Raw genomic sequence first — 25,212 nt, forward strand, 5'->3', positions numbered from 1 at the left:
TTGTTAACTACCCGGGCGTAGCGGTGAAGGTCTGAATACGCCGGGCTCCGCCCTGTGCCGGTCGTGGGCGTCGCCGTGTCAGTCCCATGAACCGAAACCTCCTCCTCGACGTGGTGCGCGTCGCACGGAGTCGCGTCGAAGGCCGGCCGGTCCGCCTCGACCCGACCCCCGTACACGCCACTGGGCAGCCTTCCCTGTGCCGTGAAGGGCCACAAGGTTGCGCGAGGGGGTGGAATCGGCCATAACGCCTGTGGCGGATGAGTACCGATCTACGGAGAGGGGCGGTGGCGCGGACGAGACGCAGGGGGCCGCTGATCCGATGCCGGGACTGCGGTGGGCGTCGGGGCCGGAGTCGGGGGCGGATCCGGGAGCGGGCGGCTCGCCGGGTGCCGTTCACTGTGAGCCGGTCGCGCGCCGTGGTTGCGGAGTACGGCACACCGTTACCGTCGAGGGTGACGGAGCGGCGCACACCGTGGTGCGTCCCCTCGGATTCGTACGTCCCCTGTAAAGGTGGAATACGTGAAGGCCATTCGTCGATTCACCGTGCGTCCTGTCCTCCCCGATTCCCTTCAACCGCTCAGCGACCTCGCCCGCAACCTGCGCTGGTCCTGGCACACCGAGACACGTGAGCTCTTCCGGGCCGTCGACCCGGCGGGCAGGCGCACGGCGGACTCCGACCCCGTACGTCTGCTCGGCGCCGTCTCTGCCGGGCGCCTTGCCGAGCTGGCCCGGGACCAGCAGTTCCTGCACCGGCTGACCGAGGCGTCCGCCGCCCTCCAGGAGTATCTCGACGGTCCACGGTGGTACCAGGAGCAGCTGGCGCAGGGTGCGGAACTGCCCGCCGCCGTGGCGTACTTCTCGCCCGAATTCGGCGTGACCGCAGCCCTTCCGCAGTACTCCGGCGGACTCGGCATCCTTGCCGGGGACCATCTGAAGGCCGCCAGCGACCTCGGTGTGCCCCTCGTCGGGGTCGGCCTGCTCTACCGGCACGGCTACTTCCGGCAGAGCCTGTCGCGCGACGGCTGGCAGCAGGAGCACTATCCCCTCCTCGACCCCAACGAACTGCCGCTCACCCTGGTGCGCGAGGCCGACGGAACACCGAGCCGCGTGGTACTGGCCCTTCCGGGTGGCCGCTCGCTCCACGCCCACATCTGGCAGGCCCAGGTCGGCCGCGTCCCTCTGCTCCTGCTCGACTCCGACGTGGAGGAGAACGCACCCGGCGAGCGCGAGGTCACCGACCGGCTGTACGGCGGTGGCAGCGAACACCGGCTGCTGCAGGAGATGCTGCTCGGCATCGGCGGCGTACGAGCCGTGCGGACCTACTGCCGGCTCACCGGGCACGCGGCCCCGGAGGTCTTCCACACCAACGAGGGCCACGCCGGTTTCCTCGGTCTTGAACGCATCCGTGAACTCTCCGGAACCGGCCTGGATTTCGACTCCTCGGTCGAGGCGGTGCGGGCCGGCACGGTGTTCACCACCCACACCCCGGTGCCTGCCGGAATCGATCGCTTCGACCGGGAGCTCATCGCCCGTCACTTCGGCGACGACGGCGAACTGCCGGGTGTCGGGGTCGAGCGGATCCTGCAGCTCGGTATGGAGACGTACCCCGGTGGCGAGCCCACCCTCTTCAACATGGCGGTCATGGGCCTGCGGCTCGCTCAGCGGGCCAACGGCGTCTCCACTCTGCACGGGGCGGTCAGCCGGCAGATGTTCGCCGGGCTGTGGCCGGGCTTCGATGCCGCGGAGGTGCCGATCACCTCGGTGACCAACGGCGTGCACGCGCCCACCTGGGTCGCCCCCGAAATCTTCGGGCTGCGAGCCCGGTACGGTGGCACGCCGGGACGCTGGGACGCGGCGGCCGGAATCCCGGACCGCGAAATCTGGGACCTGCGGCGGACGCTGCGCGAACAGCTGGTGACCGAGGTCCGCACGAGGCTTGCCGCCTCCTGGCGCACGCGTGGTGCGCAGCCGGCCGAACTGGGCTGGATCGACGGCGTGCTGGACCCGGATGTGCTGACGATCGGCTTCGCCCGCCGCGTGCCCTCCTACAAGCGGCTGACCCTGATGCTCCGTGACCGCGACCGGCTGACGGAGCTGCTCCTCCACCCGACGCGGCCGATTCAGATCGTTGTCGCGGGCAAGGCGCACCCCGCCGACGACAGTGGAAAACGGCTGGTCCGGGAATTGGTCCGGTTCTCCGACGACCCCAGGGTCCGCCACCGCATCGTCTTCCTGCCCGACTACGGGATGGCCATGGCGCAGAAGCTCTACCCCGGCTGCGACGTCTGGCTCAACAACCCGCTGCGGCCCCTGGAGGCCTGCGGCACGAGCGGCATGAAGGCCGCGCTCAACGGCTGTCTCAACCTGTCCGTGCTCGACGGCTGGTGGGACGAGTGGTTCGAACCCGACTTCGGCTGGGCGATCCCGACCGCCGACGGGTCCGCGACGGACGAGGACCGGCGCGACGAGCTGGAGGCGAATGCCCTCTACGAGCTGATCGAGGAGCGGGTGGCACCGCGCTTCTACGACCGGGGCGACGACGGGCTTCCCGAGCGCTGGGTCGAGATGGTCCGCCGCACCGTGGGCACGCTCGGCCCCAAGGTCCTTGCCGGACGCATGGTGCGCGAGTACGTCGAGCGGCTGTACGCCCCCGCCGCGCTCGCCCACCGCTCCCTGGACGCCGCCACGGCGCGGGAGCTCGCGGACTGGAAGGCCCGGGCCCGTGCTGCCTGGCCGCGGGTCGCGGTCGACCATGTGGAGGCCGTGGCGCCCAGCACGATCGGCGGTTCGGCCGAGCTGGGGGCGACGCTGGCGCTGCGTGTCCGGATCGCTCTCGGAGCACTGGAGCCGGACGATGTGGAGGTGCAGGCGGTGGCCGGGCGGGTCGACTCCACCGACGCGATCTCGGACGCCCAGTTCTTCCCGCTGAAGCCCACCGGAGGCCAGGACCTGGAGGGGCGCTGGCTGTACGAGGGCCCGCTCGCCCTCGACCGCACCGGCCCCTACGGCTACACGGTGCGAGTGCTTCCCGCTCACCCGTTGCTGGCAACCAGCGCGGAACTCGGCCTGGTCGCACTGCCGACGGGGGCGACGGGCGACGGAGCGGGCCTGCTGATGCGCTGACCAACCGTCCTCCCCGGGCCCGGCACCTGCGGGGTGCCGGGTCCGCCGGACGTAGGACGAAGCGGCTCACTCCCGATCCCAGTGCCCGGTCCCGGCTTCTGCGACGACCTCGGTGGCGGGGTCGGTGGCGAGGATCGCCCGGACACCCGCGCGGATCGTGCTTTCGTCGTCGGCAAGCAGCAGCCTGATCACGCGGCTCACCCCACGGCGAACCGCCCGGGAGGAATGAGAGCTCCTCCCGGGCGGGACCACCGCATCACGTTCTCGGAATGCGGTGCTGGGTTCAGAAGGTCAGCTTGAAGCTGTTGATCTTGCCGGTGTCACCCGAGTAGAGGTCCTGGACCTTGAGCTTCCAGGTGCCGTTCGCCGCCACGGCCGACGCGTTGACCGTGTACGTCGTCTGGACGTTGGGCGCCGAGTCGGAGATCGAGGCGTTCTTCAGGCGGTACGTCGTGCCGTTCGGGGCGACGAGGTCGATGACCAGGTCACCGCGCCAGGTGTGGGTGATGTCCACGCCGACCTTGAGGGTGCTGGGCGCGTTGCCCGTGATGCCGGTGACGTTGACCGAGCTGGTGACGGCCGCGCCGCGGTCCGGGATGGCGACGGGGGTGGTGTTCTCGAAGACCGTGCCGGGGCCGGGGTCGGTGCCGCCGCCGGAGCGCGCCCCGACGTTGATGCCGGCCCAGGCGTCGGCGACCGCGTTGTACTCGGCGCTGGTCGTGCCGTACAGCTCACCGGCCGCGGCGAGGGTACCGGTGCGGGCCGCCGCGTAGTTCGTGGTGGAGGTGAACTTGGTGGTGAGCGCCTTGAACCAGATCAGGGCGGCCTTGTCGCGGCCGATGCCGGTCACGGGCAGACCGTCGGAGGTGGGGGAGTTGTACGAGACCCCGTTGATGACCTTGGCGCCGCTGCCCTCGGAGAGCAGGTAGAAGAAGTGGTTCGCCGGACCCGAGGAGTAGTGGACGTCGACGTTGCCGATGCCGGAGTACCAGGCGTCCTTGGACGCGCCGTCCTTGCTCGGCTTGTCCATGTAGCGCAGCGGGGTGCCGTCGCCGTTGATGTCGATCTTCTCGCCGATGAGGTAGTCGCCGACGTCCGAGGCGTTGTTGGCGTAGAACTCGACCGCGGTGGCCATGATGTCGCTGGTCGCCTCGTTGAGGCCGCCGGACTCGCCGCTGTAGACCAGGTTGGCGGTGGCGGCGGTGACACCGTGCGTCATCTCGTGCGCGGCCACGTCGAGGGAGGTCAGCGGTGCGGCGTTGGCACTGCCGTCTCCGTAGGTCATGCAGAAGCAGCTGTCGCTCCAGAACGCGTTGACGTAGTTGTTGCCGTAGTGGACGCGGGAGTACGCGCCGACGCCGTCGCCCCGGATGCCGGTGCGGCCCTGCACGTTCTTGTAGTAGTCCCACGTCTCGGCCGCGCCGTAGTGCGCGTCCGCGGCGGCGGTCTCGGCGTTCTGCGGGGTGCCGTTGCCCCACACGTCGGTGGAGTTGGAGAACAGCGTCCCGGTGCCGGAGGAGCCGTGGTTCAGGTTGTACGTCTTGTGGTTGCCGCGGCCCGTGTCGGTCAGCGTGTACGAGGGCGCGGTACCGAGGGTGACCTGACCGCTGTACTCGGTGTTGCCGACCCCGTTCTCGATGGCCTGCCACTCGTACAGCTTCGCGCCGCTGGCCGCGTCCGTGATGACGTGCAACTCGTTCGGGGTGCCGTCCTCCTGGAGTCCGCCGACGACGGTCTCGTAGGCGAGCTGCGGCTTGCCCTGCGCCATCCAGACCACCTTGCGGGGTGCCCGGTCGGCCGCGGTCCTCTTGGAGCCGTCGGCCTTGGCGAGTCCGAGTGCCTGCTTCTCGGCCACGGCGGGCGCGACATCGGCCGTCGTGTCCACGGCCTTCAGCTGACCGCTGCTGACCTTGGACGCCTTGGTGACGCTCTTGGTCGCCCCGGCCTTGGTCTCCTGGACGACCAGGTCGCCGCCGAGCACCGGAAGCCCGGCGAAGGTGCGCTCGTAACGGGTGTGCGTGGTGCCGTCGTTGTCCTGGATGACATCCCGGACGACGAGCTTCTCCTGAGAGCCGAGACCGAGCTCCTTGGCCGTGGCCGCCTTGCTCGCGTTGGCCTCGCTGATCAGCTCGGCGCGCTTGGACGGGGTGAGCTTCTTGGCCAGTGCGCCGTGGTTGGCGCCGGCGGTCGCCGCCGCCGCGGTGGCGCTGCCGGGAGTGGCCGTGGCCGTACCGGTCTGGACTCCGACGGCGAGGAGAGCTGCTGCGGCTATCAGAGCGCCGGTCGCGGTGGCACGACGGCTGGGCGTGGATCTCACGCGGACTCCTTCTGCGAGGGGGGTACCGGTGGCTGGGTGAGCCGACCGGGCAGAGCAGGCGGTGCGCAGAACGTGGGAAGAGTGTCAGCAGATGGACGTTCCTGTCAGGACCGCGTCAACAAGTTGGCCGGAATTCGTCCGTTGCCAGAAAGGTCATGTTCGTTAAGCGGACGTTTCACCGATCGTTACCGAGAGGGTGTACACGGTCCGGAGCGGCCGATTTCGAAGAGCGGGGCCCGGTTGAGCTCGAACGCATCATGTGCGAACGGCCCGTTCGGCGCGGGGTCGTGGCCACCGGCCGAAAGTGTCTTGAATTGTGGCTCGTTCTGAACGGGCCAGTCCTTGTCGTGCAGCAAAGGCCAGGTAAAGCAACGGCAGCTGCCCCACCGCTGCCGATCCGGTGCGCGGCACCGCCGCACCGGCCGGTCCTCCGCCCGGTGTGGTGGTGCCGACGCCGGTGGTTGTTGCCGGCCGGCGGGTCAGGCCAGGCTTTCCCGCCAGGCGCGGTGGAGCCCGGCGAACCGGCCGGTACCGCCGATGAGTTCGGACGGGGAGCCGTCCTCCACGATCCGGCCGTGCTCCATGACCAGGACCCGGTCCGCGATCTCCACGGTCGACAGCCGGTGGGCGATCACGACCGCGGTGCGGCCGTGCAACACCGTGTCCATGGCCCGTTGCACGGCGCGTTCGCCGGGGATGTCGAGGGAGCTCGTCGCTTCGTCGAGGATCAGGACCGCCGGGTCCGCGAGCAGGGCGCGGGCGAAGGCGACCAGTTGGCGCTGGCCCGCCGAGATCCGCCCGCCCCTCTTGCGTACATCCGTGTCGTACCCGTCGGGCAGTCCGCTGATGAAGTCGTGCGCGCCGATCGCCTTCGCGGCCCGCTCGATCTCCTCGCGCGAGGCCTCCGGGCGGCCGATGGCAATGTTCTCGGCGACCGTCCCCGAGAAGAGGAACGCCTCCTGGGTCACCATCACGACACCGCGCCGCAGTTCGGGCGTGGCCAGATCGCGCAGATCGGTCCCGTCCAGCAGCACCCTGCCGTCGGTCGGGTCATAGAACCGGGCCAGCAGCTTGGCGAGCGTCGACTTCCCGGCACCCGTCGAGCCGACCACGGCCACGGTCTGCCCGGCCGGGATCGTCAGATCGAAGCGGGGCAGCACTTCGCCGCCCGTGCGGTAGGCGAATCTCACCGAGTCGAAGGCGACGTCCCGCCCCGGGTGCTCACCCGTGCGGGCAGGCAGCTCCCGCGGGTTCGGCGCCTCGGGGACGGTGGGGGTCTGGGCCAGCAGTCCCGCGATCTTCTCCAGCGAGGCCGCAGCCGACTGATAGGAGTTGAGGAACATGCCGAGCCGGTCGATCGGGTCGTACAGCCGTCGCAGGTAGAGCACGGCCGCGGCCAGCACGCCGAGCGCGAGCGTCCCGGAGGCGACTCGGTACGCGCCCCACAGCACGATGCCGGCGACCGCCGTGTTGGCGACCAGCCGGGAGCCGACCACGTAGCGCGCCATCTCCAGCAGCGCGTCGCCGTTCGTCCGGCAGTGCCGCAGGTTGAGCCGCTCGAATTCTGTGTCGTTGATGCGCTCGCGACGGAACGCCTGGACAGGACGGATCCCGTTGATCGTCTCCGCGAACTTCACGATGACCGACGCGATTGCTGTCGACCGGGCGGAGTAGATCACCCCGGCGCGCCGTCGGTAGAGCCGCACCAGCAGATACAGCGGCACGAACGAGAGGACGGCGACCGCTCCGAGACCGACGTCCAGCCACAGCAGCATCAACGAGATGGAGATGAAGGAGAGCACGACGCCGATCAGTTCCTGCAGCCCCTCGCTGAGCAGCTCCCGCAGCGACTCCACATCCGTGGTGGACCGGGAGATCAGCCGACCCGAGGTGTAGCGCTCATGGAAGTCCACGCTCAGTGCCTGCGCATGACGGAAGATCCGCCCCCGGAGATCGAGCAGCACGTCCTGGTTGATCCGGGCGGAGGCCTGGATGAACGCGTACTGCATGCTCCCCGCGCCGGCCGAACACAGCGCGTACCCGATGGCCACGGCGATCAGTGGTCCGTAGTCCTTGTCGCGGAACGCGGGCACGCCGCTGTCGATGGCGTACGCGACGAGCAACGGGCCCGCCTGGACCGCGACCTGCTGGATCAGCAGGAACAGCGCGGCCACCACCACCCTGCCCCGGTGCGGGCCGAGCAGGGACAGCAGCAGGGCGCGGGTCGCGCCGCGCGGAGTGGGCAGGTCGTCCTGGTCGAAGGGGTCCTGGGCGCCGGAGGCGGAGCCGGGTTCGGGAGCGGCCCCGGGCGTCTTCGGTGGGGTGCCGTCCGGTCGTGCTGCCGGCCGGTCACGGGTCAGGGTGTCCGTACCCGTGCCGCTGGCCGCGTCCGCGGTGCCGGTGGTTGCGTCGGTGCCGCTCAGGGGCTCGTTCTCGTCGCTGCCGCCCGCTCCCGCGGGGCGTCCGGTCGTCGCATGGGTCATCGGATGCTGTCCTTCTCGGCAGGGACGTCCATGGCAGGCAGGCCGTCGGGGGACAGGAATACGGGCGCGTCCCCGGCGCCGGACATCAGCCAGGCGTACTCGGCGTTGCTGCGCAGCAGTTCCTGGTGGGTGCCGACGGCGCTGATCCGGCCCTCGGACAGCAGCGCCACCCGGTCCGCGAGCATCACGGTGGACGGCCGGTGGGCGACCACGATGGCCGTGGTCGACTCGAGCACGCGCCGCAGGGCCGCCTCCACCAGCGTCTCCGTATGCACGTCCAGGGCGGAGAGCGGGTCGTCGAGCACCAGGAAGCGCGGCTGCCCGACGACGGCGCGGGCCAGTGCGAGGCGCTGCCGCTGCCCGCCGGAGAGACTGAGCCCCTGCTCGCCGACCTGGGTGTGGATGCCTTCCGGCAGGTCGTACACGAAGTCGGCCTGGGCGATCGAGAGCGCCCGCCGCAGCTCGTCCTCGCCGGCGCCGTCGGCGCCCATGAGGACGTTCTCCCCGACGCTCGCCGAGAAGAGCGTCGGCTCCTCGAACGCCACGGACACCAGCTCACGCAGCTGTTCGCGCCGCATGGTGGTGATGTCGGTGCCGTCCAGCGTGATCCGCCCGGCGGTGGCGTCGTGCAGCCTCGGTACGAGGGCGGTGAGCGTCGTCTTCCCCGATCCCGTGGCCCCGACCAGAGCCATCGTCTCGCCGGGCCGGATCCGCAGATCGATCCGGGTCAGCACGGGTACGGAGTCCGACTCCGCGTCGGGGTAACGGAACTCGACGCCCTCGAAGACCATTCCGCCGTCCGCGTGCTGCTGCGAGGGCGGCGGGAAAGACTCCGCGGCGGTCTCGCGCTCCTCCTCCACATCCATCACCTCGAAGAACCGCTCGGTCGCCGTCGCCGACTCCTGGCTCATCGCCAGAAGGAAACCGATCGACTCGACCGGCCACCGCAGCGCGAGAGCGGTCGACAGGAACGCCACCAGCGTGCCCGCCGAGAGATCTCCGTCGGCTACCTGGATCGTGCCGAGAACCAGCGCCGCGCCGATCGCCAGCTCCGGGATCGTGGTGATGAAGGCCCAGATGCCGGCCAGCAGCCGCGCCTTGTCGAGTTCGGTGCCGCGCAGTCGCTGCGAGAGGCCGCGGAAGGCCAGGGCCTGGCTTCGGTTCCTCCCGAAGCCCTTGATGATCCGGATGCCGAGGACGCTCTCCTCGACGACCGTCGTCAGATCGCCGACCTGGTCCTGGGCCTTGCGTGCCACCACCGCGAACTTCGTCTCGAAGACGGAGCAGAGAATCACCAGCGGCACGACCGGTACGAGCAGCACCAGGCCCAGCGTCCACTGCTGCACCAGCAGAATAATGAAACCGACCAGGATGGTGGTGGCGTTGACCAGGAGGAACGTCAGGGGGAATGCCAGGAACATGCGCAGCAGCATCAGGTCCGTGGTTCCGCGCGACAGCAGCTGCCCGGACGGCCAGCGGTCGTGGAAGGCCACCGGCAGCCGTTGCAGATGCCGGTACAGGTCGGCCCGCATCGATGCCTCGACGCCCGCCAGCGGCCGCGCCACCAGCCATCGCCGCAGCCCGAAGAGCAGTGCCTCGGCGATGCCCAGCAGCAACAGGTACAGCGCACCGAGCCAGACTCCGCCCGGATCACGGTGCGCGACCGGGCCGTCCACGATCCACTTCAGTACGAGGGGGATCACCAGGCTGAGGCAGGAGGCGACGATCGCCACGGCCGCCGCCGCGGACAGGCGGATACGTACAGGCTTCACGTAAGGCCACAGCCGCAGCAGGGTGCTCGCGGCGGACCGGTCCTTGGGCTCTACATGTGTTTCGGGCATCAGGGGCGAGCCTACGGTTCACCACTGACATCGCTCATCCGGTTTTCGTCGCTCTGTCGACATCCCGCCCCCCAATGGCCCGTGACCGCCCGGTCGTACCCCGGAGTCAACCGATCGGCTGATGTCGTTTCGAGCGTGATGGCCGATGCCGCGCGGCCCCGCCGGACGGGACCCTCGTACCCATGGCAATCATCGAAGTGAACGCGGTGCACAAGGCCTACGCCGGGCGCACCGCGGTGGACGGCGTGACGTTCGCCGTCGACGAGGGGGAGATCTTCGGGATTCTCGGCCCCAACGGCGCGGGCAAGACCACGACCGTCGAATGCGTCGAGGGTCTGCGGATCCCCGACTCCGGTACGGTCCGGGTCGCCGGACTCGACCCCGTCGCCGACCACGGACGAGTGACGCAACTGCTGGGCGCCCAGCTCCAGGAGAGCGAGCTGCAGGCGAAGCTCACGGTCCGCGAGGCGCTGGAGCTGTACAGCGCCTTCTATTCGAACCCCGCCGACTGGCGGACCCTGGCCGAACGGCTCGGTCTGCACACCGAGCTCACCACGCGCTTCGCCAAGCTGTCGGGCGGTCAGAAGCAGCGGCTTTCCATTGCCCTCGCCCTGGTCGGCAACCCACGGGTCGTGGTGCTCGACGAGCTGACCACCGGACTTGATCCGCGTGCCCGCCGTGACACCTGGCAGCTGATCGAAGAGGTACGGGACAGTGGCGTGACCGTCCTTCTCGTCACCCATTTCATGGAGGAGGCCCAGCGGCTCTGCGACCGGATCGCCGTGATCGACCAGGGGAAGGTCGTCGCCCTCGACACCCCAGCCGGCCTGATCAGCAAGGCAGGCAGCTCCACGGTCATCTCCTTCATGCCGTCACAGCCGCTCGACGACACCGAGCTGGGCCTGCTGCCCGGGGCGGTCTCCGTCGAGCAGAAGGACGGCCGGATCGTCATCAACGGCACCGACGAGACGGTCAACGCGGTGATCTCGCTGCTGGCCCGCCACCGCGTCACGGCACACCAACTCCGTGTCTCCGAGGCCACTCTGGACGACGCCTTCCTCGACCTCACAGAACAGGCGGCCTGAGATGACCACGGCGAACCCGGCCAAGCCGCGGGCCGCGACCACCCCCTGGGCGGCGGTGCTCAGGACCGAGACGCGGCTCTTCCTCCGCGAACCCGGCGGCCTGTTCTGGATCCTTGTCTTCCCGACCGCGCTGCTGACGATCCTCGGCCTGATCCCGTCCTTCCGGGACCCCGATGACGCGCTCGGTGGCCGCCGCGTCGTCGATCTGTACGTACCGGTGTCGGTGCTGCTCGCCATGATCATGGCTGGGATCGGGGCCATGCCGCCCATCCTCACCGGCTACCGCGAGCGCGGGATCCTGCGCCGGATGTCGACCACTCCGGTGCCGCCGTCCGCCCTGCTCACCGCGCAGATCGCCCTGCACGGCGCCGCGGCCCTCGGCTCCGCCGCGCTGGTGATGACCGTCGGCCGCACCGTCTTCGGCGTGAGGCTGCCCGGACAGCCCTTCGGCTACGTCCTGGCGCTGCTCCTGGCGACCGCGAGCGTCCTCAGCCTCGGCGCGCTGCTGTGCGCGCTCTCGCGCACCACCAAGGCGTCCTCCGCCATCGGCACGGTCGCCAACCTCGTGATGATGTTCACCGCCGGGGTCTGGATCCCGGTGCAGACCATGCCCGACACCCTCCGGCGCATCGTCGAGGTCACCCCGTTCGGCGCGGCCTCCCAGGCACTGGACCGGGCGGCGTCCGGCGGCTGGCCCGGCTGGGCCCAGCTGGCCGTGATGGCGCTGTGGGCGGCCTTGGTGACCCTGCTCGCGACCCGTCTGTTCCGGTGGGAGTGACCGGTTCCGGGGGAGACTTCACCCATGGACACGGGGGACACGGCGGAAACGGCAGAGGCATCCACCGCCGGGGCGACGACGGCCGCGCAGTGGTGGGAGCGGTTCTTCCGGTACGGGCCGTACGGTCTGCTCGGCCTGGCCACCACGGTCTCGGTCGTGTCCGCCGGCCTCATCATGTCCCGCTCGGACGTGTACGCCGTCGCGGCGCTGGTTCCGGTGGTGCTCGTCCTCCAGTTCTGGTGGGGGCGCGCCAGGCCGAAGGTTCCCCCACGGTCGAAGGCGGCGCAGTTCTACTTCGTCGCCCGCACGTTGCTCGCCTTCGCGCTGACCTGGTGCAACCCGTTCTTCTCGATGTTCGCGGTGCTCGGCTACTTCGACGCGGGCCGGCTGCTCCCGGATCGGGCCGTCCGGGCGGGCCTGCTCGCCACCGCCGTCATCATGGCGGGCTCGCAGTCCGGCAGCGGCCTCCCGCCGGCCGACCTCATGAACTGGATCGCCTTCGGCATCCTCCTCACCCTGCACGCAACCCTCACCATGGTCTTCGCCCAGATCGGCGACCGGGAGGCCGAGCAGAACCGCGCCCAGGTCGACACCATCGCCGAACTGGAGTCCGCCAACGCCCGCCTCGAACAAGCCCTCGCCGAGAACGCGGGCCTGCACGCCCAACTCCTCGTCCAGGCGCGCGAGGCGGGCGTCGCGGACGAGCGGCGCCGGCTCGCCGCCGAGATCCACGACACGCTCGCGCAGGGCCTGACCGGCATCATCGCCCAGCTCCAGGTGGTGACCTCGGTTGCCGACACCGACCCGGCACTGGCCCGGCAGCACCTCGACCGCGCCGCCGCGCTGGCCCGGCACAGCCTGGGCGAGGCGCGCCGCTCGGTGCACAATCTGGTCCCCGCCGCACTGGAGCACGACGACCTTCCGGGCGCGCTGAAGAAGACGGTCATCGGCTGGGCGGAACGCCACGGGACCCGGGCCGACTTCACCGTCACCGGTACCGTCGAGCCGATCCACGACGAGATAGGCGCCACCCTGCTCCGTATCGCCGAGGAAGCCCTCGCCAACGTCGGCCGCCATGCCGGGGCCTCGCGGGTCGGCATCACCCTGTCCTTCATGGGTGACGAGATCACCCTGGACGTACGGGACGACGGCCGCGGCTTCGACCCGGCCGCCCTGCCGCCGCACAGCCGCGCGGGCGGCTTCGGGCTCCGCGGCATGCGGGCCCGCGCCGAACGCATCGCGGGCACCGTCGAGGTGGAGACGGAGCCGGGCCGCGGCACGGCGGTCTGCGCCCGGGTGCCACTGGTTCAGCACAGCCGATGACCAGTACGGTTGGCCTGCCATGGCTGAGGATCCCGCACGCGTCATCACGCTCGTCGTCGTCGACGACCACCCCGTCGTACGGGACGGTCTGCGCGGCATGTTCGACTCGGCCCCCGGCTTCCGGGTCCTCGGGGAGGCGTCGAACGGGGTGGAGGGCGTCGACCTCGTGGCCCGGCTCGACCCCGATGTCGTCCTGATGGATCTGCGGATGCCGGGCGGCGGCGGAGTCGCCGCCATCGCCGAACTCATTGGGCGCGGCGCCCGTTCCAAGGTGCTCGTCCTCACCACGTACGACACCGACTCCGACACGCTGCCCGCGATCGAGGCGGGCGCGACCGGCTATCTGCTCAAGGACGCACCCCGCGAAGAGCTGTTCACCGCCGTGCGCGCCGCCGCCGACGGCCGTACCGTGCTGTCGCCCGCCGTCGCCTCCCGGCTCGTCTCGCGAGTACGTGCCCCCGGCGCCGCGGGCCACGAGGCGCTGTCCGCTCGCGAGCGCGAGGTGCTCGAACTGGTCGCCAAGGGCACCTCGAACCGGGAGATCGCCGCCGAACTGTTCATCAGCGAGGCAACGGTGAAGACCCATCTCACGCACATCTTCGCGAAACTGGGCGCCAAGGACCGCGCCGCGGCCGTCGCGATCGGCTACGACCGCGGCGTCCTCGGCTGACGCTCATTGCCTCACGCTCACTCCCTGACCCGGAGCAGCAGCACCGACCTGGCCGGTACGGTCAGGGTCCCACCGCCCCGGTGGACCGTGCCGGGTGCCCCGGCCTGGTCCTCCCGCGAGGTGTCCAGGACCAGTTCGTAACTCCGCGCCCAGGGCGGCCCGGGGAGCCGGAAGCCGCTCGGCCGGTGGTCCGCGTGCAGGATCGCCAGGAAACTGTCGTCCGTGACCTGTTCGCCGCGCGCGTCCCGGCCCGGGATATCACGCCCGGAGAGATAGAGCCCGACCGTCGCGGCCGGTGCGTACCAGTCCTCCTCCGTCATCTCCGTCCCCTGCCGGGTGAACCACGCGAGGTCCCGCAGCCCGTCCGCGGCCTGCGGCCGGCCGGAGAAGAAGGCGCGGCGGCGCAGCACCGGATGGGTGTGGCGCAGCGCGAGCAACCGAGCCGTCAGTTCGGTCAGTTCCCGCCATTGCGGCTGGTCGAGCAGCGACCAGTCCAGCCAGCCGATCTCGTTGTCCTGGCAGTACGCGTTGTTGTTGCCGCCCTGCGTCCGGCCCATCTCGTCGCCCGCGACCAGCATCGGCACCCCGGTCGACAGCAGCAGGGTGGTGAGCAGATTGCGCAACTGGCGGCGGCGCAGCGCGTTGATCCCGGGGTCGTCGGTCTCGCCCTCGGTGCCGCAGTTCCAGGCCCGGTTGTCCGACGTGCCGTCCCGGTTGCCCTCACCGTTCGCCTCGTTGTGCTTCTGCTCGTAACTGACCAGATCGCGCAGCGTGAAGCCGTCGTGCGCGGTGATGAAGTTGACCGATGCGTACGGGCGGCGGCCACCCCACGCGTACAGATCGCTGGACCCGGTCAGCCGGTAGCCGAGATCCCGTACGTCGGGCAGGGCGCCGCGCCAGAAGTCCCGTACGGCATCGCGGTAGCGGTCGTTCCACTCCGTCCACAGCGGCGGGAAGGCGCCGACCTGGTAGCCGCCGTTGCCGACGTCCCATGGCTCCGCGATGAGCTTCACCCGGCGCAGCACCGGGTCCTGGGCGATCACCGCGAGGAACGGGGACAGCATGTCGACGTCGTGCATCGAGCGGGCCAGCGCCGCCGCCAGATCGAAGCGGAAGCCGTCGACGCCCATCTCGGTGACCCAGTACCGCAGCGAGTCCGTGATCAGCCGCAGCACATGCGGCTGCACCACATGCAGGGTGTTTCCGCAGCCGGTGTAGTCGGTGTACCTCCGGGCGTCGGACTGGAGCCGGTAGTAGCCGCGGTTGTCGATGCCGCGCAGTGACAGCATCGGACCCAGCTCACTCGCCTCCGCCGTGTGGTTGTAGACCACGTCGAGGATGACCTCGATCCCGGCGTCGTGCAGCGCCCGCACCATCCGCTTGAACTCGCCGACCTGCTGACCGCCCGTACCGCTCGCCGAGTAGTCCGCGTGCGGGGCGAAGTACCCGATGGAGTTGTATCCCCAGTAGTTGTGCAGTCCGCGCCTCAGCAGGTGGTCCTCGTGGGCGAACTGATGCACCGGCAGCAGCTCCACCGCCGTCACGCCGAGCCGGGTCAGATGGCCGACGGCCGCCGGGTGGGCGAGTCCGGCGTACGTGCCCCGGAGCTCCTCCGGGATCTCCGGGTGCCGCTTGGTGAAGCCACGCACATGCAGTTCGTAGATGACGGAGTCGGCCCACGGGGTCTTGGGGCGCCGGTCCTCCGCCCAGTCGTCGCCATCGTGGACGACGACACCCTTCGGTACGTACGGAGCGGAGTCCCGTTCGTCCCGGACGGTGTCGGCGACCTGTTGCTGCGGCCAGTCCCTCACATGGCCGTAGACCTCGGCCGGCAGGGTGAACGAGCCGTCCACCGCACGTGCGTACGGATCCAGCAGCAGTTTCGCCGGGTTCCAGCGGGCACCCGTCCACGGGTCCCAGCGACCCTGCACCCGGTAGCCGTACCGCTGACCCGGCCGTACGCCCGGCACGAAACCGTGCCAGATCTCATGGGTCAGCTCGGTCAGCGGGAGGCGTGTCTCGTCCCCATCCTCGTCGAAGAGGCAGAGCTCGACCGCCTCGGCCCCGCCTGCCCAGAGCGCGAAGTTGGTGCCCGCCACCCCGTCCGGGCCCACCCGGAAACGGGCTCCGAGCGGCATCGGCGCACCGGGCCACACGGCCGGCGGCCGCTGCCCGCCGTCGAGCAGCCCGTCTTGCGCCGGGCCGGTCCCCGTCTCGGTCCCTGCCCCCTTCGACGTCCGTTCCAGAACCTTCCCGCCAGACTCCCGGACTGCCTCCTGCTCGGCTGCGCTCGACACCTCTCAGCCTCCCGCGGCTCATCGGACCCGGCGCCGAAGAGGAGCGCATGGCGTCCCGGCCGCGGCTCCCCGAATGTGGTCCTCCCCTCTGTTCTGCCCACGGCGAGGCCCGCACTCACGTTTCCCCCGGCCGGCCCTGGTTGTTGGGGGACGTGAACCACCATGCGAAGAAGGCAGGGGCGAGCACGGTCACCGCGCTGGCATGGGCAGGACCGTTCACCGTACTGGCCGCGCTGTCCGTACTGACCGGCTGCACCCATGCGGAATCCTTCACCGAAGGCAAGCCGAGGCCGCCGCAGCCTGAACGGGGACGGGCCGGCCGGTCATCCTCGCGTCCTTACCCGGCGTCACCTGGTGGAGTCCTGGGACAACTTGGGACTGAACGGTGACATCTACGGGGGATCTCTCAAAGATCCGTATGATTATCTTTCGCTAGCGCGCATGTGCCGCGCGGGGGGTAGGAGCCTGCAGGCTCCCGGGGCCATGGCGGGGCCAGGCCGTGCGAGGGGAGACGACCACATTGAACGGGCAGCCGATATCGGGGACATCGGCCGGGGCGGACAACGGACGGCGTGGTCGGGGGACCACCGGACTGCCGGCTCTGGTACTGGGTGCGCTGCTGTTGCTGGTGACGGCGTGCGGCGGGGGAGACACCGACGCCGGTGACAAGGGCGGGGAAAGCGGCGGGGGCAGGAGCGCTGACACGACCGCCTCGCAGGCGGTGGTGACCGTCGCGCCCAAGGACGGTGCCGGCTCGGTCGCCACCAGCGGGGCGCTGAAGATCTCCGCCGAGCAGGGCAAGCTGACCACGGTCAAGGTCGCGGACCCCAAGGGCGTCGAGGTCGAGGGCAAGATCGCGGCGGACGGCGTGAGTTGGGAGCCCGAGCGGCACCTGGCCGCGGCGACGAAGTACACGGTCCACGCGATCGCCAAGGACGCCAAGGGCCGCGAGTCGGCCAAGGACACCACGTTCACCACACTGGTTCCGAAGAACACCTTCATCGGGCAGTACACGCCGGAGGACGGTTCCACGGTCGGCGTCGGCATGCCGGTCTCGATCCACTTCACCCGCGGTATCACCGACCCCGAAGCGGTCGAGAGGGCCATCAAGGTGACGGCGGAGCCGGCGGTACAGGTCGAGGGGCACTGGTTCGGCAACGACCGCCTGGACTTCCGTCCGGAGAAGTACTGGGCCGCGGGCACCAAGGTGACCGTGAAGCTCAACCTCGACGGCGTCGAGGGACGCCCGGGGGTCTACGGCGAGCAGGCCAAGACGGTCTCGTTCACCATCGGCCGCAGCCAGGTCAGCCATGTCGACGCGAGCACGCACCGGATGAAGGTCGTCCGTGACGGCAAGCAGATCAAGAACATCCCGATCTCCGCGGGCGCCCCTGCGACCACCACGTACAACGGTCAGATGGTCATCAGCGAGAAGCTCAAGGTGACCCGGATGAACGGTGACACCGTCGGCTTCGGCGGCGAGTACGACATCAAGGACGTGCCGCACGCGATGCGTCTGTCCACGTCGGGCACCTTCATCCACGGCAACTACTGGGGCGCGCCCTATGTCTTCGGTTCGACCAACACCAGCCACGGCTGCGTCGGTCTGCAGGACGTGCGCGGCGCCTGGAGCAAGAAGACCCCGGCTGCCTGGTTCTTCGACAACTCGCTCATCGGCGACGTCGTGATCGTGAAGAACTCCCGCGACAAGACCATCCAGCCGGACAACGGGCTCAACGGCTGGAACATGACCTGGGCGGAGTGGACCAAGTAGTTCGCGAAGCACGAGATGACGGCGGGCCCGGTGCTGTGACCAACAGCACCGGGCCCACCGTCGTTAGCGACGGTTAACCTGCCTCTCATGACCGTAACCCTCGAAGCAAGCGACGGCGTCGGCACGATCCGGCTGGACCGTCCGCCCATGAACGCCCTGGACGTCGCCACCCAGGACCGGCTGCGTGAACTCGCCGAGGAGGCGACCCGGCGCGACGATGTGCGCGCCGTCGTCCTCTACGGCGGTGAGAAGGTGTTCGCGGCGGGCGCGGACATCAAGGAGATGCAGGCGATGGACCACACGGCGATGGTCGTACGGTCCAAGGCGTTGCAGGACTCCTTCACCGCGGTGGCCCGCATCCCCAAGCCTGTCGTCGCCGCCGTCACCGGTTATGCGCTCGGTGGCGGCTGCGAGTTGGCGCTCTGCGCCGACTTCCGGATCGCCGCCGACAACGCCAAGCTGGGACAGCCCGAGATCCTGCTCGGCCTGATTCCCGGCGCGGGCGGTACCCAGCGGCTGGCCCGGCTGGTCGGCCCGTCCAAGGCCAAGGACCTGATCTTCACCGGCCGTCACGTGAAGGCCGAAGAGGCGCTGGCGATCGGTCTGGTGGACCGTGTGGTGCCCGCGGCCGAGGTGTACGAGCAGGCATACGCCTGGGCGGCCCGGCTGGCCAAGGGGCCGGCTCTCGCGCTGCGCGCGGCGAAGGAGTCGGTCGACGCCGGGCTGGAGACGGACATCGACACCGGTCTCACGATCGAGCGGAATTGGTTCGCCGGCCTGTTCGCCACCGAGGACCGTGAGCGCGGTATGCGCAGCTTTGTCGAAGAGGGTCCGGGGAAGGCCAAGTTCCTCTGACCGAAGGCCAGGTGGGCACAGGCTGACACGGATTCATCCGTACGAGCGGATTAGCTGAGCCTTGGGAGAAATTTGAGGCTCAGTGCGCCGCCGACCGGGGCAACCTCGCTCGGACAGGGCATACGCGTAGGCCGGCGGCAGTATCGAGCGCCGCATATGCCGCTGGCATATGCCTACCGACCACTACGGAATGCCTTGTTCGGGGGCGGGGATTCCTTCGGAACGGCCCCGGAACGCCCGCCGTGCGGCCATGATGGTGGGCATGGCGGGCCTGGAGGGTGTGGAACAGCCGCGGCAACGCGGCGGCGCGACTGCGGCACGCTGGATGCCGACCGTCGAGGACGAACGGGCGTTCGAGGCGCTGGAGGTGTCCGGAAATCCGGCGGAGGACGAAGTCCTGCTGCTCTCCCGTCCGGAGTCCGCGGCCACCGCCCGGCGGCTCACCTCCTTCGTGGTGCTGCGTCAGTGGGCGCTTTCCCCGCAGACTGCCGAGCATGCCGTTCTGCTCGTCTCGGAGCTCGTCGGCAATGCGGTACGGCACACAGGCGCGCGCGTCTTCGGGCTGCGGATGCTGCGCCGTCCCGGCTGGATCCGGATCGAGGTGCGCGACCCCTCGCGCGGGCTGCCGTGCCTCATGCCGGTCCAGGAGATGGACATCAGCGGCCGCGGGCTCTTTGTCGTCGACAAGCTCTCCGACCGCTGGGGGGTGGATCTGCTGCCGCGGGGCAAGACCACCTGGTTCGAGATGCGGATCTCCGAGCGCTGAGCCGATCCGGCCCCCGTCCCCGCGCCCTCTGTGGCGACACCCGGCACGACGCACAGAAGCCCCCGGTCGGCCGTGGTGCGGCGCTGCGGGGGCTTCTGTGCGGGGCCGTGAAATGGGGGGTGTGTTCACGGCCGCTGTGGACGACCTGGCCCGGGTCAATGGGGGTCGTGGAACCGACTATGGCAGATGGGCGACCCTGGGTCCAAAGGGGCTAAACGGATAAATTTGGTCACATCGTGACTCTTTGGCGTCGAATCGCAGGTGTGATGGGTCACTGGCCTGGAAATGCATGAATGATTATGTGGTTCGGCGAGTGAATCATCGATTAATTGAGCCATTGGCAGCACTTCCCGCGTGGTCCGGGAAGGGGTGCGAACGCGAGTGATTGTTATCTTCCCGACATTTCACACCTACTGTTCTGCCCATGAAAGCCTCCGAGACGCCGGTGCACCGCCGCAGCACACTGCGCGCGGGCGCAGGAGCGGCCCTGGCCGGCGTCCTTGCGGCGGGATGTACGGACGAACGCGGCGCCGTCAACACCTCGGCGAAGACCCCGGCCTCCACCCCCGCGACGACCTCCGGGGGTGCGAAGCCCCCGCGCCCCGCACCCGCCCCGCACCGCTTCCCCGGGCAGCCGGTCCAGATCGACCACGGTCCTCGTCACCGCGCCCGCGTCGCCCTCACCTTCCACGGCCAGGGCGACCCCGCCATCGCCCGGACCGTGCTCGCCGAGGCGGAACGGGCCCACGCCCGGATCACCGTCCTCGCCGTCGGGAGCTGGCTCGACGAGCACCCCGACATGGCCCGCCGGATCCTCGACGGCGGCCATGACCTCGGCAACCACACCCAGCACCATGCCGACATCTCGGCGATGGGCGAGGCCGAGGCATACGCGGAGATCACCGGCTGCGCCCAACGGCTGCGCCGGCTCACCGGCTCCATCGGCACCTGGTTCCGGCCCTCGCGCACCCGGTACGCCACCCCGCTCGTCCAGCGCCTCGCCCGCCGGGCGGGCTACCCGCACGTCCTCTCGTACGACGTGGACTCCCTCGACTTCACCTCTCCCGGCGCCGCGGCCGTCACCCGCAAGGTCGCCGGGGAGATCCGCAACGGATCGGTGGTGAGCCTGCATTTCGGCTACGCGGACACGGTCGCCGCACTGCCGGTCCTCCTCACCGAAATCGACCGCCGCGGACTGCGCGCGGTGACGACCACGGAGCTGCTGACCTGATGCTCACCACCACGCGCACCGCATCCCTGCTCGGCGGCATCCTCATCGCCGTCCTCACGGGCTGTGGCACCCCCGCCGAGAAGGGGACGACCGAGGCCGCCACACCCCGGCCGGCCCAGGGGGACGCCACCCCGGAGCAAGCCGCCCCCGGACGCGCCACGTCGCCCGGACTCGCCGGGATGCCGCCGGTGCTCGATCCCAAGGACGTGTACGCGGCCGACCGGCCCGGAAAGATGTCGCCGGCCGTCAAGGACTTCCCGGCCCGGATCTACGTACCCAACACCAACTCCAACACGGTGTCGGTGATCGATCCGAAGACGTACAAGGTCATCAAGACCATCCCGGTCGGGCACCAGCCGCAGCACGTCGTCCCGTCATGGGACCTGAAGACGCTCTGGGTCAACAACGACCTCGGCAACAGTCTCACGCCCATCGACCCGGCCACCGGGAAGCCCGGAAAGACGGTCCCCGTCTCCGACCCGTACAACCTGTACTTCACGCCGGACGGCAAGTACGCCGTCGTGATGGCCTCGAAGGACCGTGAGCTGGTCTTCCGCGATGCCCACACCATGAAGACGGCCAAGACCGTTCCGGTCGACTGCGCAGGCGTCAATCACGCCGACTTCTCCATGGACGGCCGGTACTTCATCGTCTCCTGCGAGTTCTCCGGCGAACTCCTCAAGGTCGACACGGCGAAGATGAAGATCGTCGGCAAGCAGAGGCTGCCGTTCAAGGGCGCCATGCCACAGGACGTGAAGCTGTCGCCGGACGGCAGCAGGTTCTACATCGCGGACATGATCGCGAACGGCATGTGGGTGCTGGACGGGAAGAAGTTCACCACCCCGAAGCTGCTGTCCACCGGCAAGGGGGCCCACGGGCTGTACGTCAGCCGGAACTCCAAGGTGATGTACATCTCCAACCGCGGCGAAGGAACCATCTCCATCTTCGACTTCGCACGGAACAAGCTGACGAAGAAGTGGCACCTGCCGAACGGCGGCAGCCCGGACATGGGCGGTGTCTCGTCGGACGGCAAGGTCCTCTGGCTGTCGGGGCGTTACAACGCCGAGGTGTACGCGATCGACACGTCCACCGGAAAGCAGCTCGCCCGGATCCCGGTGGGCAGCGGACCGCACGGACTCGCCGTCTATCCGCAGCCGGGCCGCTACTCGCTCGGCCACACCGGCGTCTTCCGCTGACCCGCCGCAGAGTCCGTGACTCAGAGGAGCTCAGCCCGCGACCAGCAGCGCCTCCGAGCCCACCGGCCGGTAGCCCGCCGCCTGGAACGTCCGCACACTGCGGGCGTTCCCCGGTGACTGCTGCGCCCACACCACCTCGTCCGGCACCAGGTGCCGGGCCGCCCGCGCCAGGCGCTCCCCGAGCCGACGGCCGCGCGCCTCCTCCGCCACCTCGATCGCCGTCTCCCAGCGCCCGGCGACCCCACGGCCGAGGATCAGCACCCCGCCGTCGGCGGCCCAGACCCGGACCTCGTCGCGGAACTTCATCGCCCGTGCCACCCTCGGGTGTTCCGGGTCCTCGATCTCGCGGAGCCCGATCTCCGGCTCGCCCAGCAGCGCGCCCGCGACCGTCAGCAGATCGATGGTGTTCATGTGGCGTCCGGTACGGGCCAGCAGCGCGCCCAGGAAGTGCGGATTCATCGTCGCGGCGAGCGCGTCGCCCGGGGTGTCGGCCAGCGTGGCCCGTACCCAGTCCGGATCCTCGTCGGTGAACACCACCGAGTGCGCGGTGAATGCCAGCACCCCGGCGTCCCGTGCGTTCGGCTGTGCCACCACGGTCGTGGACCCGTCCGGTGGCGGGAACCGCCCGTCTGCGGCAGCCGTCAGGATCCGCGCCAGTGCGTCGGTCATGAAGTGTTCCCCTCCCGGGTTCCCGGTCCGGTCCGCCGTCCGCGGACACCCCACCCATGATCGACGACCGGCCGCCGCAATCGGTCTCCCTCGCGCCCGTTAATCTGACCCCTATCAGTTAGGTATGACGAAGGGGCGGAACAGTGGCGGACATCGAGTCGGCGCGCAAGGCGTTCGAGCGGTACGACCTGAACGGCGACGGTCTGATTTCGGCCGCCGAGTACAAGAGCGTGATGGCTCAGCTGGGTGACCCCTACGTCACCGAGCCGGTGGCCCAGGCCGTCATCAACTCCCACGACACGAACGGTGACGGTCTCCTCACCTTCGACGAGTTCTGGGCTGCCCAGAACAAGGGCTGATCGCCGGAGGGACCCCTGGCCCTGCCCGGCCGGGGTCCGCCGGACCACTGGCCGCTCAACCCTCCGGGCGGACGGCGTCCGCCGGAGCGGCGACGGGGCGGATCCGTTCACGCACCTGCCCGGCCCGCGGCGGCCGCGGCATCCTCGGACAGCCGCGGCGCAACACGGTCCTCAGCCGGATCGGCCGGATCGCCGAACTCACCGGTCGTTCCGCAGAGTCGGGCGAGGTCCGGCTCGGCTGGGCGCCGGCCCTGTGCGCCCTGCCGCTGAGGGGGCGCCGGTGACGAGTCGGCGCCCCTGGACGACTGCTTCGGTTGAACATTGCCCGACTGGCTGGATCCAGCCCTCCGGGCTCGTGCGGTCAGGCGGCGAAGTTCCGGGACAGGGCGTGCTGCTCGTCGATTTCCATCAGGTCGGGGCGGGTGTACCGCTCCGCCCGTGCGTGGGCTCTCGGCGGCGGACCGCGCCGCGATGGCGATCGCGTCACCACTCGTCACGTCCAGTGAACCCCTGGAGCGTGGCCGAGGGAAGCCGATTGTGACCCGGGGCGGGGCGGGGCAGGCGTGGCGGCGTGGTCAGCCGGCCATCCAGAAGAAGACCGCCGTCATCCGCTTCTCTTCGAGAGTCCGGCCCCAGTAGCCGGTGGCGCTGTGAATCATGTTGGCGGAGTAGAGGAGCAACCGATTGGCGCGGTGCGGGACCCTGATGTCCTCGGTGAAGGAATCCGGCGCCACAAAACGGGTGCCCAGCGCGTCGACGAGGTTGTTGTGCGGCGCGATCACCTGGTTCCCGCCCAGCGAGCCGCCGGGCAGACTCTGGCGGTAGAAGCTGGTCCCGCAGTCCTTGGGCACCTTCGGGTTGAGATAGAGCACCGCGGCGTAACGGCAGAGCGTGCGCGAATCGGTGTGGGGACGCGACTCGCACTCGCCCTCGCCGACGACCTGGACGCAGTTGTGATTGAACGTGCCGCCGCCGGAGGGCCGTTCGGCCCAGATCTTCCCGGCGCCGGTTGTCCTCCTCACCAGCCGTTCCACCCGCGCCAGTTCATCCGGTTCCAGCGCGGGCATGGCGCGCAGCCCCGGCCAGCTCTCCGGCTTCGCCGGATAGCCCTCCGCCCAGTCGTCCCGGTCCAGGCAGCGCTCCCGCACGGCTTCCGGGTCCGGCAGCACGTCGTCCAGCACCCAGTAGTCGCGTCCGCGAGTCGGCTTGCGGTAGGGAAGCACCGGGAGAGAAGCAGGAGTTGAGGGCATGGGAGGGAACGTAGCGGGGCCTCGTCCGGCCGCTCGCCACGGAAAGGGTCAATCTTCCGGCAAGAATGTCCCATGCGCAGGCCCCCCCGAGGGCGGTCCTCGGCTCCTCAGGAACTCCTGGGCCGGTACACGTCGGCCAGGGTGTGGGCCGCTTCGTACAACCCGTCCCGCAGCTGTGGGGGCACGTCGGCCGGGGTCACGGTCACCTGCAGCAGCAGGCCCTCGCTGTCGGTCAGGACGTGGCGCTTGCGCCCGTCGCGCTTCTTGCCGCCGTCGTATCCGCGGTTGTCCTCGCCGACGGTCTCGGAGCCGTCCACCGACTGGGAGTCGATGATCCCCGCACTCGGCTCGGCGCCTCGACCACGCCGCGTGCGCGCGCTGCGGCGCAGGCGTTCGTACAGTTCGTGGACGTAGTCGTAGCCCCGCCAACGGCGGAAGAAATCGTAGACGGCCCGCCACCAGGGGCAATCTGCGGGCATGACCGGCCACTTGACGCCGTTGTCGACCAGGTAGCGCACCGCGTCGATCATCTCGCGGTGGCAGTACTCCTCCGGCCGCCCGCCCCGGCCCTCCAGCCATGCCGGCACAGGCATCGCTGCGCGGACCTCGGCCCACTCCGCGTCCGTCATGTCGCGCGGATACCGGCGCAGCCTGCCCCCGGCGCGATCGCCCCGAACTGGTGGACGTAGCAGTCGCACTCCGGGGTGAGCGGAGTGGACTCGCCGTCGGCGTCGGTGGTGAACTGGCGTGGCAACGGGACTCCTTGGTGAGATCGGCCGACTTCAACCGCGTCTCTACCGAGGGGCCCGTTCGTTCATGCGCATCCCGCAGATAGCACCCGTGACCGAATGATCACCCACGGCGGCTGCTTCGAACACTGCTCGGTTGATCACAACGCACTTACTTTTTGGCCCGGGATGAGTCTGGCGGAAACCCGTTTACTGAAGTCTTCTCGGCAACCTGACAGTTGCGGCGCGTGATGATGCTGGACGGCGGGATGGTGACTCGGCGTCAGACATGAGTGAAGCCCCTGGTAGGAACGGGTCTGCGAAGAAACGTTCCGTACAACCAGAGGCTCCACGTGGCGTCCAGTATCACCTACACCGCCGTGCTCGATGTCCGCAGGGCAACCGCCGAGCATCTCGCGAAGCTGCTGCGCGGGCACCGCGAGCAGCTCAGGACCCGCAAGGGCACT

The 25,212-nt window shown here is 69.8% G+C and carries 20 protein-coding genes and 1 pseudogene; 12 read left to right on the top strand and 9 right to left on the bottom strand.

The genetic code is table 11. The features are described from left to right. The first annotated feature begins 519 nt into the window (after nt 1-519). A complete protein-coding gene (glgP, locus tag ACGFSA_RS15885) occupies nt 520-3,123 on the top strand; it encodes an alpha-glucan family phosphorylase (protein WP_393304485.1) in 2,604 nt (867 codons plus the stop codon). Nucleotides 3,124-3,189: 66 nt separating this feature from the next. Here the strand turns inward: glgP and ACGFSA_RS15890 are convergent, their stop codons facing one another. The 4 genes from ACGFSA_RS15890 to ACGFSA_RS15905 form a co-directional block, all read right to left on the bottom strand. Then, nucleotides 3,190-3,315 (bottom strand): hypothetical protein, encoded by a 126-nt coding sequence (locus ACGFSA_RS15890; RefSeq protein WP_393304487.1) that lies wholly within the window; start codon nt 3,313-3,315, stop codon nt 3,190-3,192. A gap of 91 nt (nt 3,316-3,406) precedes the next feature. Continuing rightward, nucleotides 3,407-5,440: a M4 family metallopeptidase gene (locus tag ACGFSA_RS15895; RefSeq protein WP_393304489.1), complete on the bottom strand. Its 2,034-nt coding sequence runs from the start codon at nt 5,438-5,440 to the stop codon at nt 3,407-3,409. A 479-nt stretch (nt 5,441-5,919) separates the two neighbouring features. Next, entirely contained in the window at nt 5,920-7,923 is a 2,004-nt protein-coding gene (locus ACGFSA_RS15900; RefSeq protein ID WP_393304491.1) for an ABC transporter ATP-binding protein, read from the bottom strand. Further along, a complete protein-coding gene (locus tag ACGFSA_RS15905; RefSeq protein ID WP_393304493.1) occupies nt 7,920-9,764 on the bottom strand; it encodes an ABC transporter ATP-binding protein in 1,845 nt (614 codons plus the stop codon). The genes ACGFSA_RS15900 and ACGFSA_RS15905 overlap by 4 nt, the downstream gene beginning before the upstream one ends. Before the next feature lie 182 nt (nt 9,765-9,946). On the opposite strand from ACGFSA_RS15905, the gene ACGFSA_RS15910 reads away from it, so the two are divergent. From ACGFSA_RS15910 to ACGFSA_RS15925, 4 genes are read left to right on the top strand one after another with little or no spacing between them, the layout of a single operon-like run. Then, nucleotides 9,947-10,849 (top strand): ABC transporter ATP-binding protein, encoded by a 903-nt coding sequence (locus ACGFSA_RS15910; protein WP_393304495.1) that lies wholly within the window; start codon nt 9,947-9,949, stop codon nt 10,847-10,849. 1 nt (nt 10,850) lies between these two features. Next, on the top strand, nt 10,851-11,627 hold the full coding sequence (locus ACGFSA_RS15915; RefSeq protein WP_393304497.1) for an ABC transporter permease: 777 nt from the start codon (nt 10,851-10,853) through the stop codon (nt 11,625-11,627). A gap of 24 nt (nt 11,628-11,651) precedes the next feature. Next, the gene (locus tag ACGFSA_RS15920) at nt 11,652-12,950 is read left to right on the top strand and encodes a sensor histidine kinase (RefSeq protein ID WP_393304499.1); all 1,299 of its coding nucleotides are present in this window, start codon (nt 11,652-11,654) and stop codon (nt 12,948-12,950) included. Between the two features lie 19 nt (nt 12,951-12,969). Continuing rightward, complete coding sequence (locus ACGFSA_RS15925) at nt 12,970-13,620, top strand: response regulator (RefSeq protein WP_393304501.1); 651 nt, start codon at nt 12,970-12,972, stop codon at nt 13,618-13,620. 17 nt (nt 13,621-13,637) lie between these two features. Here ACGFSA_RS15925 and glgX read toward each other — a convergent pair whose 3' ends face one another. Beyond that, a complete protein-coding gene (glgX, locus tag ACGFSA_RS15930) occupies nt 13,638-15,806 on the bottom strand; it encodes a glycogen debranching protein GlgX (protein WP_393304529.1) in 2,169 nt (722 codons plus the stop codon). Between the two features lie 631 nt (nt 15,807-16,437). Between glgX and ACGFSA_RS15935 the strand changes: the two genes are divergently transcribed. The 5 genes from ACGFSA_RS15935 to ACGFSA_RS15955 all read left to right on the top strand — a co-directional run bounded on the left by ACGFSA_RS15935 (nt 16,438) and on the right by ACGFSA_RS15955 (nt 21,739). Further along, a complete protein-coding gene (locus tag ACGFSA_RS15935; RefSeq protein WP_393304503.1) occupies nt 16,438-17,691 on the top strand; it encodes an Ig-like domain-containing protein in 1,254 nt (417 codons plus the stop codon). 87 nt (nt 17,692-17,778) lie between these two features. Further along, a complete protein-coding gene (locus ACGFSA_RS15940) occupies nt 17,779-18,546 on the top strand; it encodes an enoyl-CoA hydratase-related protein (RefSeq protein WP_366133366.1) in 768 nt (255 codons plus the stop codon). Nucleotides 18,547-18,796: 250 nt separating this feature from the next. After that, nucleotides 18,797-19,312 (top strand): ATP-binding protein, encoded by a 516-nt coding sequence (locus ACGFSA_RS15945; protein WP_393304505.1) that lies wholly within the window; start codon nt 18,797-18,799, stop codon nt 19,310-19,312. 424 nt (nt 19,313-19,736) lie between these two features. Beyond that, nucleotides 19,737-20,543: a polysaccharide deacetylase family protein gene (locus ACGFSA_RS15950; protein ID WP_393304507.1), complete on the top strand. Its 807-nt coding sequence runs from the start codon at nt 19,737-19,739 to the stop codon at nt 20,541-20,543. Further along, nucleotides 20,543-21,739, top strand: coding sequence for a beta-propeller fold lactonase family protein (locus ACGFSA_RS15955; protein ID WP_393304509.1), 1,197 nt, complete (start codon nt 20,543-20,545; stop codon nt 21,737-21,739). Before ACGFSA_RS15950 ends, ACGFSA_RS15955 begins: the two co-directional genes overlap by 1 nt. A gap of 30 nt (nt 21,740-21,769) precedes the next feature. Here ACGFSA_RS15955 and ACGFSA_RS15960 read toward each other — a convergent pair whose 3' ends face one another. After that, the gene (locus ACGFSA_RS15960) at nt 21,770-22,408 is read right to left on the bottom strand and encodes a GNAT family N-acetyltransferase (RefSeq protein WP_393304511.1); all 639 of its coding nucleotides are present in this window, start codon (nt 22,406-22,408) and stop codon (nt 21,770-21,772) included. A gap of 143 nt (nt 22,409-22,551) precedes the next feature. Between ACGFSA_RS15960 and ACGFSA_RS15965 the strand changes: the two genes are divergently transcribed. Next, entirely contained in the window at nt 22,552-22,767 is a 216-nt protein-coding gene (locus ACGFSA_RS15965; protein ID WP_037690105.1) for an EF-hand domain-containing protein, read from the top strand. 575 nt (nt 22,768-23,342) lie between these two features. On the opposite strand, the gene ACGFSA_RS15970 is transcribed toward ACGFSA_RS15965, so the two are convergent. From ACGFSA_RS15970 to ACGFSA_RS15980, 3 genes are all read right to left on the bottom strand, one after another. Then, nucleotides 23,343-24,017: a DUF6445 family protein gene (locus tag ACGFSA_RS15970; protein ID WP_393304513.1), complete on the bottom strand. Its 675-nt coding sequence runs from the start codon at nt 24,015-24,017 to the stop codon at nt 23,343-23,345. A gap of 107 nt (nt 24,018-24,124) precedes the next feature. Beyond that, entirely contained in the window at nt 24,125-24,646 is a 522-nt protein-coding gene (locus ACGFSA_RS15975; protein WP_393304515.1) for a transposase, read from the bottom strand. Next, nucleotides 24,643-24,771 carry a hypothetical protein gene (locus ACGFSA_RS15980; RefSeq protein ID WP_393304517.1) on the bottom strand — a complete coding sequence of 43 codons (129 nt, stop codon included), beginning with the start codon at nt 24,769-24,771 and terminating at the stop codon, nt 24,643-24,645. Before ACGFSA_RS15980 ends, ACGFSA_RS15975 begins: the two co-directional genes overlap by 4 nt. Nucleotides 24,772-25,098: 327 nt before the next feature. On the opposite strand from ACGFSA_RS15980, the pseudogene ACGFSA_RS15985 reads away from it, so the two are divergent. Beyond that, a pseudogene (locus ACGFSA_RS15985) lies at nt 25,099-25,212 on the top strand (IS5/IS1182 family transposase); the annotation flags it as partial.

Origin of the sequence: Streptomyces sp. NPDC048496, assembly GCF_043200055.1 — a bacterium.
In the GTDB taxonomy this organism is placed as follows: Bacteria; Actinomycetota; Actinomycetes; order Streptomycetales; family Streptomycetaceae; genus Streptomyces.

Coding starts and splice junctions, on each gene's coding strand:
- ACGFSA_RS15900 (WP_393304491.1), bottom strand. CDS start 7,923: ATGACCCATGCGACGACCGGACGCCCCGCGGGAGCGGGCGGCAGCGAC.
- ACGFSA_RS15905 (WP_393304493.1), bottom strand. CDS start 9,764: ATGCCCGAAACACATGTAGAGCCCAAGGACCGGTCCGCCGCGAGCACC.
- ACGFSA_RS15910 (WP_393304495.1), top strand. CDS start 9,947: ATGGCAATCATCGAAGTGAACGCGGTGCACAAGGCCTACGCCGGGCGC.
- ACGFSA_RS15915 (WP_393304497.1), top strand. CDS start 10,851: ATGACCACGGCGAACCCGGCCAAGCCGCGGGCCGCGACCACCCCCTGG.
- ACGFSA_RS15920 (WP_393304499.1), top strand. CDS start 11,652: ATGGACACGGGGGACACGGCGGAAACGGCAGAGGCATCCACCGCCGGG.
- ACGFSA_RS15925 (WP_393304501.1), top strand. CDS start 12,970: ATGGCTGAGGATCCCGCACGCGTCATCACGCTCGTCGTCGTCGACGAC.
- ACGFSA_RS15940 (WP_366133366.1), top strand. CDS start 17,779: ATGACCGTAACCCTCGAAGCAAGCGACGGCGTCGGCACGATCCGGCTG.
- ACGFSA_RS15945 (WP_393304505.1), top strand. CDS start 18,797: ATGATGGTGGGCATGGCGGGCCTGGAGGGTGTGGAACAGCCGCGGCAA.
- ACGFSA_RS15950 (WP_393304507.1), top strand. CDS start 19,737: ATGAAAGCCTCCGAGACGCCGGTGCACCGCCGCAGCACACTGCGCGCG.
- ACGFSA_RS15955 (WP_393304509.1), top strand. CDS start 20,543: ATGCTCACCACCACGCGCACCGCATCCCTGCTCGGCGGCATCCTCATC.
- ACGFSA_RS15960 (WP_393304511.1), bottom strand. CDS start 22,408: ATGACCGACGCACTGGCGCGGATCCTGACGGCTGCCGCAGACGGGCGG.
- ACGFSA_RS15970 (WP_393304513.1), bottom strand. CDS start 24,017: ATGCCCTCAACTCCTGCTTCTCTCCCGGTGCTTCCCTACCGCAAGCCG.
- ACGFSA_RS15975 (WP_393304515.1), bottom strand. CDS start 24,646: ATGACGGACGCGGAGTGGGCCGAGGTCCGCGCAGCGATGCCTGTGCCG.